General features: G+C 63.1%; 11 protein-coding genes. 7 read left to right on the top strand and 4 right to left on the bottom strand.

Annotated features, from left to right (window positions below):
* The first annotated feature begins 33 nt into the window (after positions 1 to 33).
* The 3 genes from secD (at position 34) to AYX22_RS12040 (ending at position 5,330) form a co-directional block, all read left to right on the top strand.
* Positions 34 to 1,785: a protein translocase subunit SecD gene (gene secD, locus AYX22_RS12050; RefSeq protein ID WP_207593688.1), complete on the top strand. Its 1,752-nt coding sequence runs from the start codon at positions 34 to 36 to the stop codon at positions 1,783 to 1,785.
* Positions 1,785 to 2,774, top strand: a complete 990-nt coding sequence (secF, locus tag AYX22_RS12045; protein WP_207593687.1) for a protein translocase subunit SecF — start codon at positions 1,785 to 1,787, stop codon at positions 2,772 to 2,774. The genes secD and secF overlap by 1 nt, the downstream gene beginning before the upstream one ends.
* 162 nt (positions 2,775 to 2,936) lie before the next feature.
* On the top strand, positions 2,937 to 5,330 hold the full coding sequence (locus tag AYX22_RS12040) for a bifunctional (p)ppGpp synthetase/guanosine-3',5'-bis(diphosphate) 3'-pyrophosphohydrolase (protein ID WP_207593686.1): 2,394 nt from the start codon (positions 2,937 to 2,939) through the stop codon (positions 5,328 to 5,330).
* On the opposite strand, the gene AYX22_RS12035 is transcribed toward AYX22_RS12040, so the two are convergent.
* From AYX22_RS12035 to AYX22_RS12025, 3 genes are all read right to left on the bottom strand, one after another.
* The gene (locus tag AYX22_RS12035) at positions 5,327 to 5,926 is read right to left on the bottom strand and encodes a hypothetical protein (RefSeq protein WP_207593685.1); all 600 of its coding nucleotides are present in this window, start codon (positions 5,924 to 5,926) and stop codon (positions 5,327 to 5,329) included. The two genes, AYX22_RS12040 and AYX22_RS12035, sit on opposite strands and share 4 nt — an antisense overlap.
* A gap of 98 nt (positions 5,927 to 6,024) precedes the next feature.
* On the bottom strand, positions 6,025 to 7,605 hold the full coding sequence (locus AYX22_RS12030) for a DUF349 domain-containing protein (protein ID WP_207593684.1): 1,581 nt from the start codon (positions 7,603 to 7,605) through the stop codon (positions 6,025 to 6,027).
* Positions 7,606 to 7,671: 66 nt separating this feature from the next.
* Positions 7,672 to 8,466: a peptidylprolyl isomerase gene (locus AYX22_RS12025; RefSeq protein WP_207593683.1), complete on the bottom strand. Its 795-nt coding sequence runs from the start codon at positions 8,464 to 8,466 to the stop codon at positions 7,672 to 7,674.
* Between the two features lie 208 nt (positions 8,467 to 8,674).
* Between AYX22_RS12025 and hisS the strand changes: the two genes are divergently transcribed.
* The 3 genes from hisS (at position 8,675) to AYX22_RS12010 (ending at position 12,845) form a co-directional block, all read left to right on the top strand.
* The gene (hisS, locus tag AYX22_RS12020; protein ID WP_207593682.1) at positions 8,675 to 10,021 is read left to right on the top strand and encodes a histidine--tRNA ligase; all 1,347 of its coding nucleotides are present in this window, start codon (positions 8,675 to 8,677) and stop codon (positions 10,019 to 10,021) included.
* A gap of 111 nt (positions 10,022 to 10,132) precedes the next feature.
* On the top strand, positions 10,133 to 11,926 hold the full coding sequence (aspS, locus tag AYX22_RS12015; RefSeq protein WP_207593681.1) for an aspartate--tRNA ligase: 1,794 nt from the start codon (positions 10,133 to 10,135) through the stop codon (positions 11,924 to 11,926).
* An 82-nt stretch (positions 11,927 to 12,008) separates the two neighbouring features.
* Positions 12,009 to 12,845 carry a GNAT family N-acetyltransferase gene (locus tag AYX22_RS12010; protein WP_207593680.1) on the top strand — a complete coding sequence of 279 codons (837 nt, stop codon included), beginning with the start codon at positions 12,009 to 12,011 and terminating at the stop codon, positions 12,843 to 12,845.
* On the opposite strand, the gene AYX22_RS12005 is transcribed toward AYX22_RS12010, so the two are convergent.
* Complete coding sequence (locus AYX22_RS12005) at positions 12,842 to 13,444, bottom strand: Vms1/Ankzf1 family peptidyl-tRNA hydrolase (protein WP_207593679.1); 603 nt, start codon at positions 13,442 to 13,444, stop codon at positions 12,842 to 12,844. The genes AYX22_RS12010 and AYX22_RS12005 overlap by 4 nt on opposite strands.
* A gap of 42 nt (positions 13,445 to 13,486) precedes the next feature.
* Between AYX22_RS12005 and AYX22_RS12000 the strand changes: the two genes are divergently transcribed.
* Positions 13,487 to 15,010: a replication-associated recombination protein A gene (locus AYX22_RS12000; RefSeq protein WP_207593678.1), complete on the top strand. Its 1,524-nt coding sequence runs from the start codon at positions 13,487 to 13,489 to the stop codon at positions 15,008 to 15,010.
* Positions 15,011 to 15,125: the final 115 nt, after the last annotated feature.

The following is a 15,125-nucleotide window of genomic DNA, read 5'->3' as shown; positions in this document are numbered from 1 at the left end:
GGCGGCTGTCCGGCGATAACAGGAAGATCGATAATGGCACGGACCGGCCCCAAAAATTCAGCCCGCAGGGTGCTGACCTGGCTTGGAGCAATATTCGTTGTACTCACCGCCGTCCTCGGTGGCGGAGTTTTGACTGGGAATGCCAGCTGGGCACCCAAGCTTGCCTTGGACCTCGAGGGCGGTACCCAGATGATCCTGGCGCCCAGGGTTGACGGATCCAGCGAGATCAACGAAGAGCAGCTCAACCAGGCAGTTGCCATCATCCGTCAGCGGGTTGATGGCTCGGGTGTTGCTGAAGCAGAGATCAGCACCCAGTCCGGCCGCAATGTTGTGGTCAGCCTCCCGGGTACACCGTCCAAGGAAACCCGCGACTTGATCCAGGCTTCGGCCGACATGAACTTCCGGCCTGTCATCACCTACGGCGATCCCGCGGCCGTCCCGGTGGAATCACGCACACCGGATGACCAGCTGAACAAGCCGACGGCGGAGCCGGCCAATGCGAGTGATGTCAATTGGATCACCCCCGAAGTCCAGAAGGAATTTGAAGCACTTGACTGCGTCAATCCTTCGACGGAAAGGCGTGAACGCTCCGATCCGGCCAAGCCCCTTGTCACCTGCGAAGCTGCCACAGCCAAGACTCCGGCCCTCAAGTACATCCTTGGACCGGTAGAAGTCCGGGGCCAGGACATCAGCGATTCCACTTTCTCCCAGGTGCAGGGCGCCCAGGGTTCGGTCACCAACTCCTGGGGTGTGAACATCGTCTTCAACGGGGATGCCACCGAGAAGTTCAAGGCCGTCACCGAGCGGCTCAACCAGTACTATGTGGCGGCCCAGGCGCAGGGAACTGAAGATCCCAAATCCCAGTTCGCCATTGTCCTGGACGACAAAGTCATTTCCGCACCGCGTTCCCTGGCAGTGATCACCGACGGACGCCCGCAGATCACGGGTGACTTCACGCAGGCTACTGCCAAAGCGCTGTCCGATCAGCTCCGTTACGGTGCCCTGCCCATCAGCTTCGAGATCCAGTCACAGGAACAGATTTCGGCCACCCTGGGTGGGGACCAGCTCCGGCTCGGGTTGTTGGCCGGCATGATCGGCTTGCTGCTGGTGGTGGTCTATTCCCTCTTCCAATACCGGGCCCTGGGCCTTGTCACCATCGCTTCCTTGGTGGTGGCCGGCGTCTTGACCTATCTGGCCATCGCGATCCTCGGCTGGACCGAGAACTATCGACTCTCCCTCGCCGGCGTGGCTGGCTTGATCGTGGCCATCGGCCAGACCGCTGACTCGTTCATCGTCTACTTCGAGCGTATCCGCGATGAACTGCGCGAAGGCCGCGGACTTGTATCCGCCGTCGAAAACGGCTGGAAGCGGGCCAAGCGAACTGTCCTTGCCTCCAAGGCGGTCAACCTCCTTGCTGCCCTGGTGCTTTACTTCGTGGCTGTCGGCAACGTGCGCGGCTTCGCCTTCACTTTGGGCCTGACAGCCCTCGCCGACCTCTTGGTCGTGTTCATGTTTACCCACCCCATGCTGCAGGTTCTGGCGCGCACCAAGTTCTTCGGGGAAGGCCACCGATTCTCGGGCCTTTCCCCGGACCGTCTTGGGGCAGTTCCCTTGTACCGTGGCGCGGGCCGGCTCCGTACACCTGACGAGAAGCCCCCGGCTGTCCGTGCGCGGAACACCGGCGCAGTGGCTGAAGCTGAACGTCGCATGACCATCGCCGAACGGCGCCTTGCCGAGAAGGGCCAGTTGACTGGTTCATCCAAGGCAACCAAGGAGGAGAAGTAATGACTACGAGCTTCGCAACCTTCGGCCATGAGCTGTACACGGGCAAGCGCTCGTACAACTTCGTCAATTCGAAGAAGATCTGGTTCATCATTGCGGCCGTCGCGGTGGCCCTGTCCATCCTCATTCCGGTGGCCAAGGGCGGTTTCAACCTTGGCATCGAGTTCCGGGGCGGCTCGGAGTTCACCGTCTCCAACGTGAGCACCACGGACGCCAGCCTTGGCGAAAAGGCTGTGCACGACGTCGTACCCGGCGCCATCCCGCGCGTGGCAAACGTCGCGGGCAACACCATGCGGATCCAAACGGACCAGCTCACCGATGATGAGACCAACCGCATCAAGGACGGCCTTACCAGCGCCTATGGCGTTACCGAGAATGAAGTGACGTCCAACTTTGTGGGTCCCACCTGGGGTCAGGATGTCACCAGGCAGGCACTCATCGGCCTGGTGGTGTTCGTTGGTTTGGCGGCTGTCCTGATGGCGCTGTACTTCAGAACCTGGAAGATGTCGTTGTCGGCCCTCGTGGGCATGCTTGTCACAATGTTCACCACAGCGGGTGTCTACGCCTTGAGCGACTTCGAGGTGACGCCGTCGGCCATCATCGGCTTCTTGACGGTCCTGAGCTACTCGCTCTACGACACCGTTGTGGTCTTCGACAAGATCCGCGAGAACACGGCCGATATCTCGACTTCCACCCGCCGTACATTCGCCGAAGAGGTCAACCTGGCCGTCAACCAAACCCTGGTCCGCTCCATCAACACCATGATGGTGGCCGTGCTCCCGGTGGCAGCGATCCTCTTCATCGGCGCCGGTCTCCTGGGTGCGGGCACGCTGCGTGACCTCTCGCTGGCGTTGTTCGTCGGTATCCTCATCGGTACGGCAGCCACCATCTTCATCGCGGCGCCCCTGTACGCCTGGTTGCGCCAAGGTGAACCGGAACTCGTAAAGCAGGCCAAGAAGGTAGCCCACCGCCGGGCCGAGGTCACCGTCTAGGCTCTGGCAACTCCTCTGTTTGACCAAGGAGCCGGTCCCCGCAGTTACGCGGGGACCGGCTCTTTGACTTGCCCGTCCCGTGCGTCATGTGCTGCCCATTTGCAGAAGCATTCACTGACGGGAATAGACTTAGAGAATTATTCGGTTGTGAGGGGTACTTCTGTGGAAGAACGTGCGACGTCGGCACCACCGGCGGGCGGGGAAGACGGCCACAATGCTGTGGCGGTTCCAGCAACAAGCATGGCTGGACGGACTGCGGGAGCTGTTCCGGTGGATACCCCAGGCGCGCGTCCAACCTTCCCGGGCCGTCGGGAGCGTACACGTTCCCGTTTGGCCCGTCTGACCGGTCGTGGCGTGGCTCCGTATTCTCCGATCCTCGAACCTTTGCTGCGGACAGTGCGGGCCAACAACCCCAAAGAGGACTTTGACCTGATCCAGCGGGCCTTCGCCGTTGCGGAGCGAAGCCACCAGGGCCAGAAACGCAAGAGTGGTGATCCCTACATCACCCATCCGGTTGCCGTGGCCACCATCCTGGCTGAACTCGGAATGACAGGAACCACCCTGGCAGCGGCGTTGCTTCACGACACCGTGGAGGACACGCCCTACACACTCGCTGACCTGACGAGGGATTTTGGTCCCGAGGTTGCCATGCTGGTGGACGGCGTGACCAAGCTGGACAAGGTCAGCTTTGGCGAAGCCGCGCAATCAGAGACCGTCCGCAAGATGGTTGTGGCCATGGCCAAGGACATCCGTGTCTTGATGATCAAGTTGGCCGACCGCCTGCACAACGCCCGTACGTGGCGCTTTGTCTCCGCTGAGTCTTCCTCCCGCAAGGCTCGTGAAACGCTGGAGATCTTTGCCCCCCTGGCTCACCGACTGGGCATGAACACCATCAAGTGGGAGCTCGAAGACCTGTCCTTCGCTGCCCTGTATCCCAAGGTGTACGAGGAAATCGTGCGCATGGTGGGGGACCGCACGCCGGAGCGCGAGAAGAGCCTCAGTGTCATCCGCAACCAGATAGCTGATGATCTGCGCACGGCCCGGATCAAGGCGACCATCACCGGGCGTCCCAAGCACTACTACTCCATTTACCAGAAGATGATCGTCCGGGATAAGGACTTCGACGACATCAACGACCTCATGGGCGTGCGCGTCCTGGTGGACTCGGTCCGGGACTGTTACGCAGCCCTGGGTACCCTGCATTCGCGATGGAATCCCCTTCCGGGGCGGTTCAAGGACTACATCGCCATGCCCAAGTTCAACATGTACCAGTCGCTGCACACCACGGTGATCGGCCCGGGCGGCAAGCCTGTGGAGATTCAAATCCGAACCCATGAGATGCATCGCCGGGCCGAGTACGGTGTGGCAGCACACTGGAAATACAAGGACCAGCCAAACCGCACGGCGCAGGGCCCCGGCAGCCCCCGCGATGGGGATATGGGCTGGTTGAGGTCCTTGGTGGACTGGCAGCAGGAGACGTCGGACCCCGGCGAGTTCCTGGACTCCCTGCGTTATGAGATTAATGCACGCGAAGTTTTCGTCTTCACCCCCAAGGGTGAGGTCATGGCCTTGCCCGCGGGATCGACTCCCGTCGATTTTGCCTACGCCGTCCACACGGAGGTCGGCCACAGGACCATCGGCGCCCGCGTCAACGGCAAGCTGGTCCCGCTCAACAGTGAGCTGAACCATGGCGACTGGGTGGAGATCTTCACGTCCAAGGCCGAAGGGGCCGGTCCCAGCCAGGACTGGCAACATTTCGTCAAGTCGGCACGTGCACGCAACAAGATCCGCCAGTGGTTCACCAAGGAACGCCGCGAAGAAGCAATCGATCGCGGCAAGGACATGCTGACGCGGGCCATGCGGAAGCAGAACCTGCCCTTGCAGCGCCTTATGACGCACGACGCCTTGTCTGCGGTGGCCGAGGACTTCCACTACGTAGATATCTCCGGGCTCTACGCAGGGGTGGGCGATGGACATACCTCCGCCCAATCCGTGATGGAAAAACTCGTCGAGCACTTGGGCGGCCACGAGACTCCGGATGAAGACCTCGACGAAGTCAGCATTCCGACGCAGGTTGCCAAGTCCAAATTCTCGGACTCCGGAGTCATCGTCCGCGGTGTGGGCGACGTCTGGGTCAAACTGGCCCGTTGTTGCACACCCGTTCCGCCGGACCCCATCCTGGGATTCGTCACCCGTGGCTCGGGCGTCTCCGTCCACCGGACCGATTGCACCAACGTTTCGGGGCTCAGGGACCAACCGGACAGAATCGTGGAAGTGGAATGGGCTCCCACGCAGTCGAGTGTGTTCCTGGTGGAAATCCAGGTGGAGGCGTTGGACCGTAAATCCCTGTTGTCCGACGTGACGAGGATTCTGTCCGAAAATCACGTGAACATCCTCGCTGCCTCGGTCCACACCTCTAGCGACAGGGTTGCCATCTCGAAGTTCGCTTTTGAAATGGGCGACCCCAAGTACCTGCACCACGTCCTGAATGCCGTACGCCGCATTGATGGCGTCTTTGATGTCTACCGCACCACGGGTAACAGGCGGCGCAGCTAGCCGGAAGCAAGGTGTGCAAGGGTGGCCAGCGCACGCCGCTTGTGGGGAACGCGCGGTGTTGCCTCCACGGCCAGCGTGAGGAGTCTCAACCGGATTCCCAGGTCATCCTTGGCCAGGAGACGCCTCAGGGCAGGCAGGGCGCGGTCACTTTCCACGTGCAAGGCGATGTCAGCTGCGGTGCGGAGCGGGCTGCTCACCAGCATCCCGCCCAGACTCACTACGTCCATTTGACCAAGCCGGACCTCGTGGAGGCTGCAGGCGGTGCTTCCGCGCAGACTTGAAATGCGGTGCTTCGCATCAACCAGGAGCGACAGGCGCTCCGGAGGGTTCGCGCAGCCGTAGATCCACGCGGCCGTGAGGCGGCCGGCAACTACTTTGGTCCGGATCCGTTCCGGAACTGTGAGGGCTGCTGCGCGGGCCCGGAGGCGATGGGTGACAGCGGTGCCCGGCGAGGCGTAACTCTTCCCGTAGAGCGGCAGCAGGATGCCGTCGAAGGCCATGCCCTGGAGTTCGTTCCACGTGAAGATCCGATGGGGGGAGTACAGCTCTGGGATGGCCGGCTCCGATAAGTGCGGGGCGGCGGCAGCGGGGTCCATCCACTGATCATTCCGCGCCGCCGCCCAAGCAGTACAGGCTCCGTTCCGGTTATGTGGATAACCGGAACGGAGCCTGCGGTAGTGCCTTGCCAGAAGCGCTAGGCGAGATCGCTTGCAGAGCGCTGAATCTGGTCCAGCCACGCCTGGCGGGCCTCCAAGGCCTCGCGGGCAGTCTTGATGCGGCGCTGGTCGCCTGCCTTTTCAGCCTTCTCGAGGTCATCCTTAAGGCCGGCGATGGCAGCTTCGAGTTGCGAGAGGGCGCTGTTGGTGCGCGCCTTGGTCTCCGGGTTGCTCCGGCGCCACTTCTCTTCTTCGGCTTCCTTGACGGCGTCTTCAACCTTGCGGAGTCCGGCCTCGATGCGACCCATGTCCCCTCGCGGAACCTTGCCGGCATCTTCCCAGCGGTCCCTGATGGACTGGAGGGCCTTCTTGGCTGCGTTGAGGTCCTTGATGGGAAGCAGGGCCTGCGCTTCAGCTACCAGCTGCTCCTTGACCACCAGGTTGGCGGTGTACTCCTGGTCGATCTGGTCGTTGGCCGCCTGGCGGTTGCTGAAGAAGACATCCTGGGCGGCGCGGAAGCGGCCCCACAATGCGTCGTCATCCTTGCGGCTCGCCCGGGGGGTGGCTTTCCACTGGTCCATCAGCCTGCGGTATTCACCGGCGGCGAATCCCCAATCGGTGGAAGAGGAGAGGGCTTCAGCCTCGGCGATCAGCGCTTCCTTGGCGGACTTCGCTGCTGAATTGTTGCTGTCAAGCTGTGAGAAGTAGGCGCGGCGGTGACGGTCAAAGACTGTGCGGGCCGAACGGAACCGCTTCCACAATGCGTCCTCATTGCTGCGGCCCAGGCGTACGCCGCTCTTCTGCGCCGCCTTCCAGGTTTCAAACAACTCGTTCATGCGGGCGCTGGAGGTCTTCCATTGAATCTGGGCAGGATCCTGTCCGGCAATGGATTCGGCTTCGGACACTATCGCTTCGCGTGCAGCGAGTTCGCCGGCCCGCACGGCCTCGTGTGCTGCCTTCTCCGACTTTTCCAGCTCCACGATCTGGGTGGAAAGGGCGTCCAGGCGTGCTTCCGCAGACCGGATATCGCCCACCATGGTGCGCTCTGCAAGTTGTTCGCGGAGATGAGTGACGGTCTTTTGCATGTCCGTGGCCGGGGCCTTGGACTCAACACGGTGTTCCAGCAGGACCACCTGGGCAATAATGTCGTCGAACTTCCGGGCGAAGTAACCCAGGGCTTCGTCGGGACTGACCCCCGGGTATTGGCCGACGGCGATCTCGTCACCATCCAGCGTCAGGAACACGTGGCCATCACCTTCGGCGCGGCCCCACTTGGCTGCCTCGGCGAGCGACGCGGCGGACACGGCCGGGGCAGCGGGAACGACGGCGGCGGGAGCCTTGGGGCGGGCCGCAAGCGCTGCAGGTGTTGGGGCAGCGGACGGGGCAGGTCGCGGTGCGGCCGGCTCGCTTGCGGCTGCTTCGGCCTCGGGCGTCGCTGAAGGTTCCGGTTTGTCCCCGGCTGCTGCTTCGGCCCCGGCTGCTGCCTCATCAACAGGCGCTGGTTCTTGTGCAGCTGCCGGCGCGACGGAGGTTTCCACATGGTCGGGGCTGGTCGCCTCGACTGCTTCTTCTTCGTTGGCCACTACTGCTGTTTCGTCGGATTTCTGACTGTCTGTCACCGCTAAAAGTCTTTCGCTTGGAGGGACTGCTCAGGTAATGCACCCCGGGCCGGGGCCTGGAGCTGGTTACTTCAGAGAAAACGAGTCTATCGTGACAGGTGCCACAGGGGCGCCGTCACTGGTGCTTTCGCCGGTTTTCAGGCCTGCGGCGGCGATGTTGGTAACTACGTCCAGCCCGCTGGTTACCTTGCCCACTACGGTGTACCCACCGGCCGTGTCAGCAGGAATGGTGGTGTCCTTGTAGACGATGAAGAACTGGTGCCCGTTGCCATAGGCGTTGTTCCCGCTGCGGGCCACGGCTATCGTCCCCGCAGGGTACTTGTTGTCTGCGGGCGTGTTTTCCAGCGGACCCCATCGGTAGTTGGGGTCGTCCGCGCCGTCTTCGGACGGGGCGCCGCACTGCAGCAGCCCGAAGGTTTCCGAGGTCGTCAGGCGGTGGCAGAACTTCCCGTTGTAGTAGCTGGAGTCGCTGAGTGACTTGAACACTGCCGCGGCCTGGGGTGCAGCCGTTCCGTTCAGTTCAACGCCGACCACTCCGCTGTTCAACGCGAGCTCGCCGGTGAACGTTTTTCCAGCGGCTGTGTCCGGGCTGGGAATGTCCGAACTGTTAGAGGCAGACGGCGAAGCGGACGGAGAGCTGAGCCCGGCTTCTGCTGCGGCGAACTCCGCTTCGGTGGGGTTGGAGCTGAAGACCGTCAGTTGCAGCACGACGGCCAGAACCACCGCTGCGGCACCTGCGCCAACAGCGATGGTGTTGTCGCGTTTGCGCCGCTTGCCCTGTTCCTGCCGCAGGGCACGCTTGGCTTCCATCTGCCTGATGCGCCGTTTCGCTTCGCGGTCATCCCGCGACCTTGTTGCCAAGAGTCCTCCTGATTGTGTCCACTTCCGGGGCCGCCGACAGGAACCCGGGCATGCTGCATTAGATGTGCACGCGCGGAAAGCATAAACTGGCTGCCGCACATAGTTTATGCATGACCGGCTGGACGCCCGCCCTGTAAACGCCGTACGGGCGTTTTAAAGCTGTGGGTCCCATACCAGCGTCAGCTTTCTTCGAGGAGACATTTCCACCATGGCACGTACCGCCTCCCTGTCCGGATTCCCCGAGTGGCTTCCCCAGGAGCGGTTGGTGGAGCTCCACGTGCTGGATACGCTCCGCAAGACTTTCGAGTTGCATGGGTTTTCGTCCATCGAGACCAGGGCAGTGGAAACTGTGGGGCAGCTGCTCCGCAAAGGCGAGATCGACAAAGAGGTTTACGGGCTGAGCCGGCTCCAGGATGACGAGGGTGAGGCTGCGAAGTCAGATAAAGCGGATCCCAACGCCTTGGCACTGCACTTCGACCTGACTGTTCCCTTCGCCCGTTACGTGGTGGAGAACGCCGGCTACCTGGCATTCCCATTCCGCCGCTACCAGATCCAGAAGGTGTGGCGTGGCGAGCGGCCGCAGGAAGGCCGCGCCCGTGAGTTCACCCAGGCGGACATCGATGTGGTGGGCGACGGCGAGCTTCCGTTCCGCTACGACGTCGAGATTGCCCTGGTCATTGCCGAGGCATTGAGCGCGTTGCCGATTCCGGATTTCCGGCTCCGGATCAACAACCGGAAGCTGGCCGAGGGTTTCTATCGCGGGATCGGCCTGGCGGACACTGCCGGGGTCCTGCGCAGCATCGACAAACTGGAAAAGATCGGCGCTGCGAGGGTGGCAGAGCTGTTGAAGAGCGAGCTTGGTGCCACGGACGAGCAAGCCGGACTGGCCTTGGAACTGGCTCGTATCCGCACTGAGGACACCTCCTTCGTCCAGCAGGTCCGCGCCCTGGGCGTCACCGATGAGCTCCTGGAGGAAGGGCTCAACGAGCTGGAGCAGGTCATCCAGGCGGCCGTACAGCGTGCCCCGGGAAAGGTGGTTGCCGATTTGAGCATCGCCCGCGGCTTGGATTACTACACCGGAACTGTCGTCGAAACCGTGCTGGTGGGCCATGAGCAGCTCGGTTCCATTTGCTCCGGTGGCCGCTATGACGCCCTGGCCAGCAAGGGCAACCGCAAGTTCCCCGGCGTCGGCCTTTCCATCGGTGTGACGCGCCTCGTATCGCGCATCCTTAGCCAGGAACTGGCGACGGCATCGCGCTCGGTCCCCACAGCGGTACTGGTTGCCTTGAATACGGACGACAGCTGGTCTTCCGCGCAGGATATCGCGGCACAACTGCGGGGGAGGGGCATCGCGACCGAAGTTGCTGCAAAAGCCGAGAAGTTCGGCAAACAGATCAAGTTCGCCGACCGGCGCGGTATCCCGTTTGTGTGGTTTACCGACGACGACGGCAAACACCAAGTCAAGGACATCCGCACCGGTGAGCAGGTTGACGCCGACCCCGCAGAATGGACGCCGGCGGAAGAGGACTTGCACGTCCGCGTCACCACCGCCTGATACCGGCATCGCTTGTTCCGCCGTTTGGCGGGAGCCGCGGCCGGGGCGGGTAAACTCGGACGGGACCGCCATTGCAGCGGTCCCTATAAATTTCATGCTGAAAGGAATGCTGTGCTGCGCACACATGACCTCGGATCACTTCGCTCCGAGCACATTGGACAAACCGTTACCCTGGCCGGCTGGGTGGGCCGCCGCCGTGATCACGGTGGCGTTGCATTCGTTGACCTGCGTGACGCGTCCGGTGTCGCCCAGGTGGTAGTCCGTGAGGAAGAGGTCTTCCATGGCCTGCGGAACGAGTACGTCCTGCAGGTGACGGGTACCGTCAACAAGCGTCCCGAAGGCAACGAAAACCCGGCTCTGGCGACGGGTGACATCGAGGTGATCGCTGACAAGGTGGTCATCCTCAACACCTCTGAGCCACTTCCGTTCCAGATCGACGAACACGTTGAAGTTGGCGAGGAAGCACGCCTTAAGCACCGTTACCTGGACCTTCGTCGTCCCGGCCCCGCCCGCAACATGCGTCTGCGTTCGGAGGCCAACCGTGTGGCCCGCGAACTGCTGCACCAGCGTGGCTACGTCGAAATTGAGACACCCACGCTGACGCGTTCGACGCCGGAAGGCGCCCGCGACTTCGTTGTCCCGGCACGTCTGGCGCCGGGTTCCTGGTACGCCCTGCCGCAGTCGCCGCAGCTTTTCAAGCAGCTGCTCCAGGTGGGTGGCTTTGAGAAGTACTACCAGATTGCCCGTTGCTACCGCGACGAGGATTTCCGTGCGGACCGCCAGCCGGAGTTCACCCAGCTCGACATCGAAGCCAGTTTCGTGGACCAGGACGATGTCATTGAGCTGGGCGAGGCAATCGTCAAGGCTCTGTGGCAGCTCATCGACGTTGAGATCCCCACCCCGATCCGCCGCATGACGTACCTGGATGCCATGGCCAAGTACGGCTCGGACAAGCCGGACCTTCGCTTCGGTGTGGAGCTGACTGAGCTTACGGAGTTCTTCAAGGACACCAACTTCGGCGTGTTCAAGGCACCGTACGTCGGCGCAGTGGTCATGCCCGGCGGAGCTTCGCAGCCCCGCCGTACGCTGGACGGCTGGCAGGAATTCGCCAAGCAGCGTGGACACAAGGGCCTTGCCTACGTGCTCTTCAAGGAGGACGGCGAGCTCGCCGGCCCCGTTGCCAAGAACCTCACGGAAGAAGAGCGTGCCGGACTGGCCGACGCCGTGGGCGCCAAGCCTGGTGACTGCATTTTCTTCGCCGCCGGTGAGAAGTCAGCGGCACGCGCCCTGCTCGGTGCTGCCCGCGTGGAGATTGGTCACCGTACCGGCCTGATCGACCCCAACGACTGGGCGTTTGTCTGGATCGTGGACGCTCCCATGTTCGAGCCCGCCGCCGCAGCTGTCGCTTCCGGTGACGTAGCTGTGGGTGGAGGGCAGTGGACGGCTGTGCACCACGCGTTCACCTCGCCCAAGCCGGAATTCCTGGACACCTTCGACCAGGACCCGGAATCCGCACTGTCGTATGCCTATGACATCGTTTGCAACGGCAACGAGATCGGTGGCGGTTCCATCCGTATCCACCAGCGCGAAGTGCAGGAACGGGTCTTCCAGCTCATGGGGCTTGACAAGGAAGACGCCGAAACCAAGTTCGGCTTCCTGCTGGAGGGCTTCAAGTACGGTGCACCTCCGCACGGCGGAATGGCCTTGGGCTGGGATCGCGTTGTTGCTTTGCTCGCCGGTGTGGAATCCATCCGCGATGTTATTGCGTTCCCGAAGTCGGGCAACGGCTACGACCCCCTGACTGCCGCTCCTGCACCGATCACTCCGCAGCAGCGCAAGGAGGCAGGCGTCGACTTCAAGCCGGAAGCCAAACCTGCAGCCAAGCCGGAAACCACCACCGTCTAAACGGTCACCCAAAGGCTCTCCACTCCGGTGGAGGGCCTTTGGCGTTTCTCCCCAAGACTCCCTCAACGAAAGGTGCTGCCGGATGCTGGAGCAAACCGTGCTGGAAACGCTCATGGATAAGGCCTGGCCGGCCCTTGAGCGTGAAGACCTTGTTGGCGAAGGCACGGTGAAGTGGGTGCTTCGTGCTTCGAACGGGGTGACGCAACGGGCCAATTCTGTGTGGCCGGCCAACCCGGCAGACAGTGCAAAAAGTGCAGGCAGTGCAGACAGTCATGCAGTGGCCACCGGCCTGGAGTCTGCCGCTGACCTTGAGCGATCCGTCACCGCCGCATCGGAGTGGTACCGGCGCCGCCGTCTGCCATTGATTTTCCAAGTGTTCGATGACTCCCGCAGTGCTGCCCTCAATGATCTCCTGGACCGCCGCCGCTTCACCCGGCAGTCCGAAACGAAGATCATGCTCCGCGGCCTGGACTCATTGCCGTCCTGCCAACCGACGGTGGAGATGCTCGAACTGCCTTCTGAGGGATGGCTCAGTCTCTGGTGGTCCGTCGATGGCCGCGGGGGTGAGGCCGAATTATCGGTCGCTCACAGGATCCTCACCGGCTGCCCGGCGCTGTACGCAATGGTGAGGGACGACGACGGCGTCCCCGCCGCCGTCGGGCGCCTCGCCCTGGTTGATGGCTGGGGTGGTATCTACGGTATGGCGACGTCTGCCAGGCACCGCCGGCGCGGATACGCCGCCCAGGTGCTGGCCGCGTTGCTGCATGCCGGTGCCGGGCGGGATCTCAAGGGGGTCTGGCTTTTGGTCACGGCCGCCAACCACGGGGCACAGGCGCTGTACACGCAGGCTGGATTCGTGGACCACGGCAGCTACGTGTACCGGCAGGCTCCCCTGAAACGTGCCCTCAGCGGCTGCTAACCCGCCGCCCCCGGATCGGTCACAGTAATCCGGATCGAGCAGGCGTCTGCTGCCGCTTTCTGCAGGGCCGCGGATTTGATCTCCTGAATGTCCAGGAATGCCAGCCGTGTGCGGCCTGTGAAAGCCTTGAGGGCGGGCTGCGCAAGGACCTGATCCACCAAGGCCCTGTCTCCGCCGGGCACGATGTACTCCATCAGGTGCTCCGTGAAGATCCTGGCCGCATGTTCCGCCGTGGACCTGGCATCGATGAATCGGTTCCCGCTCTTGGAAGCGATGATGGTGGTGCCGCTGGCCGAGGCCACAGCGTAACCGCCGCGCCGGACCAGCACCAGGCCCAGCCCGCGTTCCTGGGCGGCCAATGAGGCGAGGCGGTGGAGTTCGCTGCTTCCCCGGCCGGGGCGTCCGTCGGATGGCCATGGCGCCTTTAGCAGCGCGGTGGCTCCGTCGGCTGCGCGCAGGAGGAGGCCGCCGTCGTGGAGGTCTTCCACCACGGGACCGTGGCCTGCCGCGAACCGTTCCACCCAGCCCTGCAACCTGGTGGCGGACACCAAGGCGGTCCGGATGGCCTGGTGGCGCGGGGCAGATGCTCGGCGGTCCATGGTGGATGTCTCCTTTGCTGGAACTATGAGTAGCCTATCCATGTGGAAGATCTCTTTGGTGCCGGTGCTGACAACGACGACGGGTCGGAGGAACCGGCGGTCTCGCCGCATTCGCCCGGGGGGCCTTCCGACGCGCACTGGATGGCGTCCCAGCGCAGTCCCCTCGCCGTGCGGATGCGCCCCCGTACCTTGGACGACGTCGTGGGGCAGCAGCACCTGTTGGGCCATGGTTCGCCTCTCCGGCAGTTGGCAGCCGGGGCCGAAGCTGCCGGTCCTGCCGGACCGAGCTCCGTGATCCTTTGGGGGCCTCCGGGGACGGGAAAAACCACGCTGGCCCATGTGATCGCGCGGGGTCCCGGAAGGAAGTTCGTGGAATTGTCTGCGATCACCGCAGGCGTCAAGGATGTCCGGCGCGTCATGGATGAGGCCTTGACGGCCCGCGACCTCTATAAGAAAACCACCGTCCTCTTCCTGGACGAGATCCATCGCTTTAACAAGGCCCAGCAGGACGCCCTGCTGCCGGGTGTCGAGAACCGCTGGGTGGTGCTCGTCGCCGCCACCACGGAAAACCCGTCATTCTCGGTGGTGTCGCCCCTGTTGTCGAGGTCCCTGTTGCTGACGCTGAAGCCGCTCACCGATGACGACATTGGGGGACTGCTGCAACGTGCCGTCGCCGATGCGCGCGGCCTTGCCGGACGTGTGGAGCTCAGCCCGGAGGCGCTGGACCATCTGGTGCGCCTCTCCGGCGGCGATGCCCGCAGGGCGTTGACCGCGCTGGAAGCCGCTGCCGGGGTCGCGTTCGGTGACAGCACCGCCGTCGGGCCCGAACCGGACGGTACCGATGCCGTGCCGGGGGAGGACGGCGACGCTGGACCAATCAACGACGACGGCGAGCCGGGGCTCGCCGGCGACGGCACCCCTGACGCTCCGGTGCTGGTGGAACTGCGCCATACCGAGCGTGCCTTGGACGCCGCGGCGGTTCGCTATGACCGTGCCGGGGACCAGCATTACGACGTCGCCAGTGCTTTCATCAAATCCATCCGTGGCTCGGATGTCGATGCCGCGCTGCATTACCTGGCCCGCATGCTTGAAGCGGGCGAAGATCCACGGTTTGTTGCACGACGCATCGTGATTTCCGCCGCTGAAGACATTGGAATGGCCGATCCCACAGCGCTGCAAACGGCAGTGGCGGCGGCCCAGGCGGTGCAGTTGATCGGCATGCCCGAGGGGCGGATCGTCCTCGCCGAAGCTGTGGTCCATTTGGCTACCGCGCCGAAATCCAATGCCGCGTATATGGGCTTGAACAAAGCGGTGGCTGATGTCCGGGCAGGGTTTGGCGGTGGCATCCCCATGCATTTGCGGGATGCGCATTACCCCGGGGCAAAACAATTGGGGCATGGCAAGAGCTACAAGTACGCACATGACGAACCGCACGGTGTGGCAACCCAGCAGTACCCGCCCGACGATTTGGTGGGGAAGGACTACTACCAGCCCACCAATAACGGAGCCGAACGGGATATTGCCGCCAGGTTGGAACGGCTCCGCAAGATAGTGCGTGGGGAGTAGGCAAGGGCGCCCATTCCCCTCGAAGGCCCACCGGCGTCAACCACGTTGTGCATGGTACGATTGATCCTTGTCTGGCATGGCCCGACGCACAATCCCACTGAAGATTCCTTCAACA

The organism is Arthrobacter sp. D5-1, from assembly GCF_017357425.1.
GTDB lineage: Bacteria > Actinomycetota > Actinomycetes > Actinomycetales > Micrococcaceae > Arthrobacter.
This window is presented reverse-complemented; position numbering and strand designations above follow the sequence as displayed.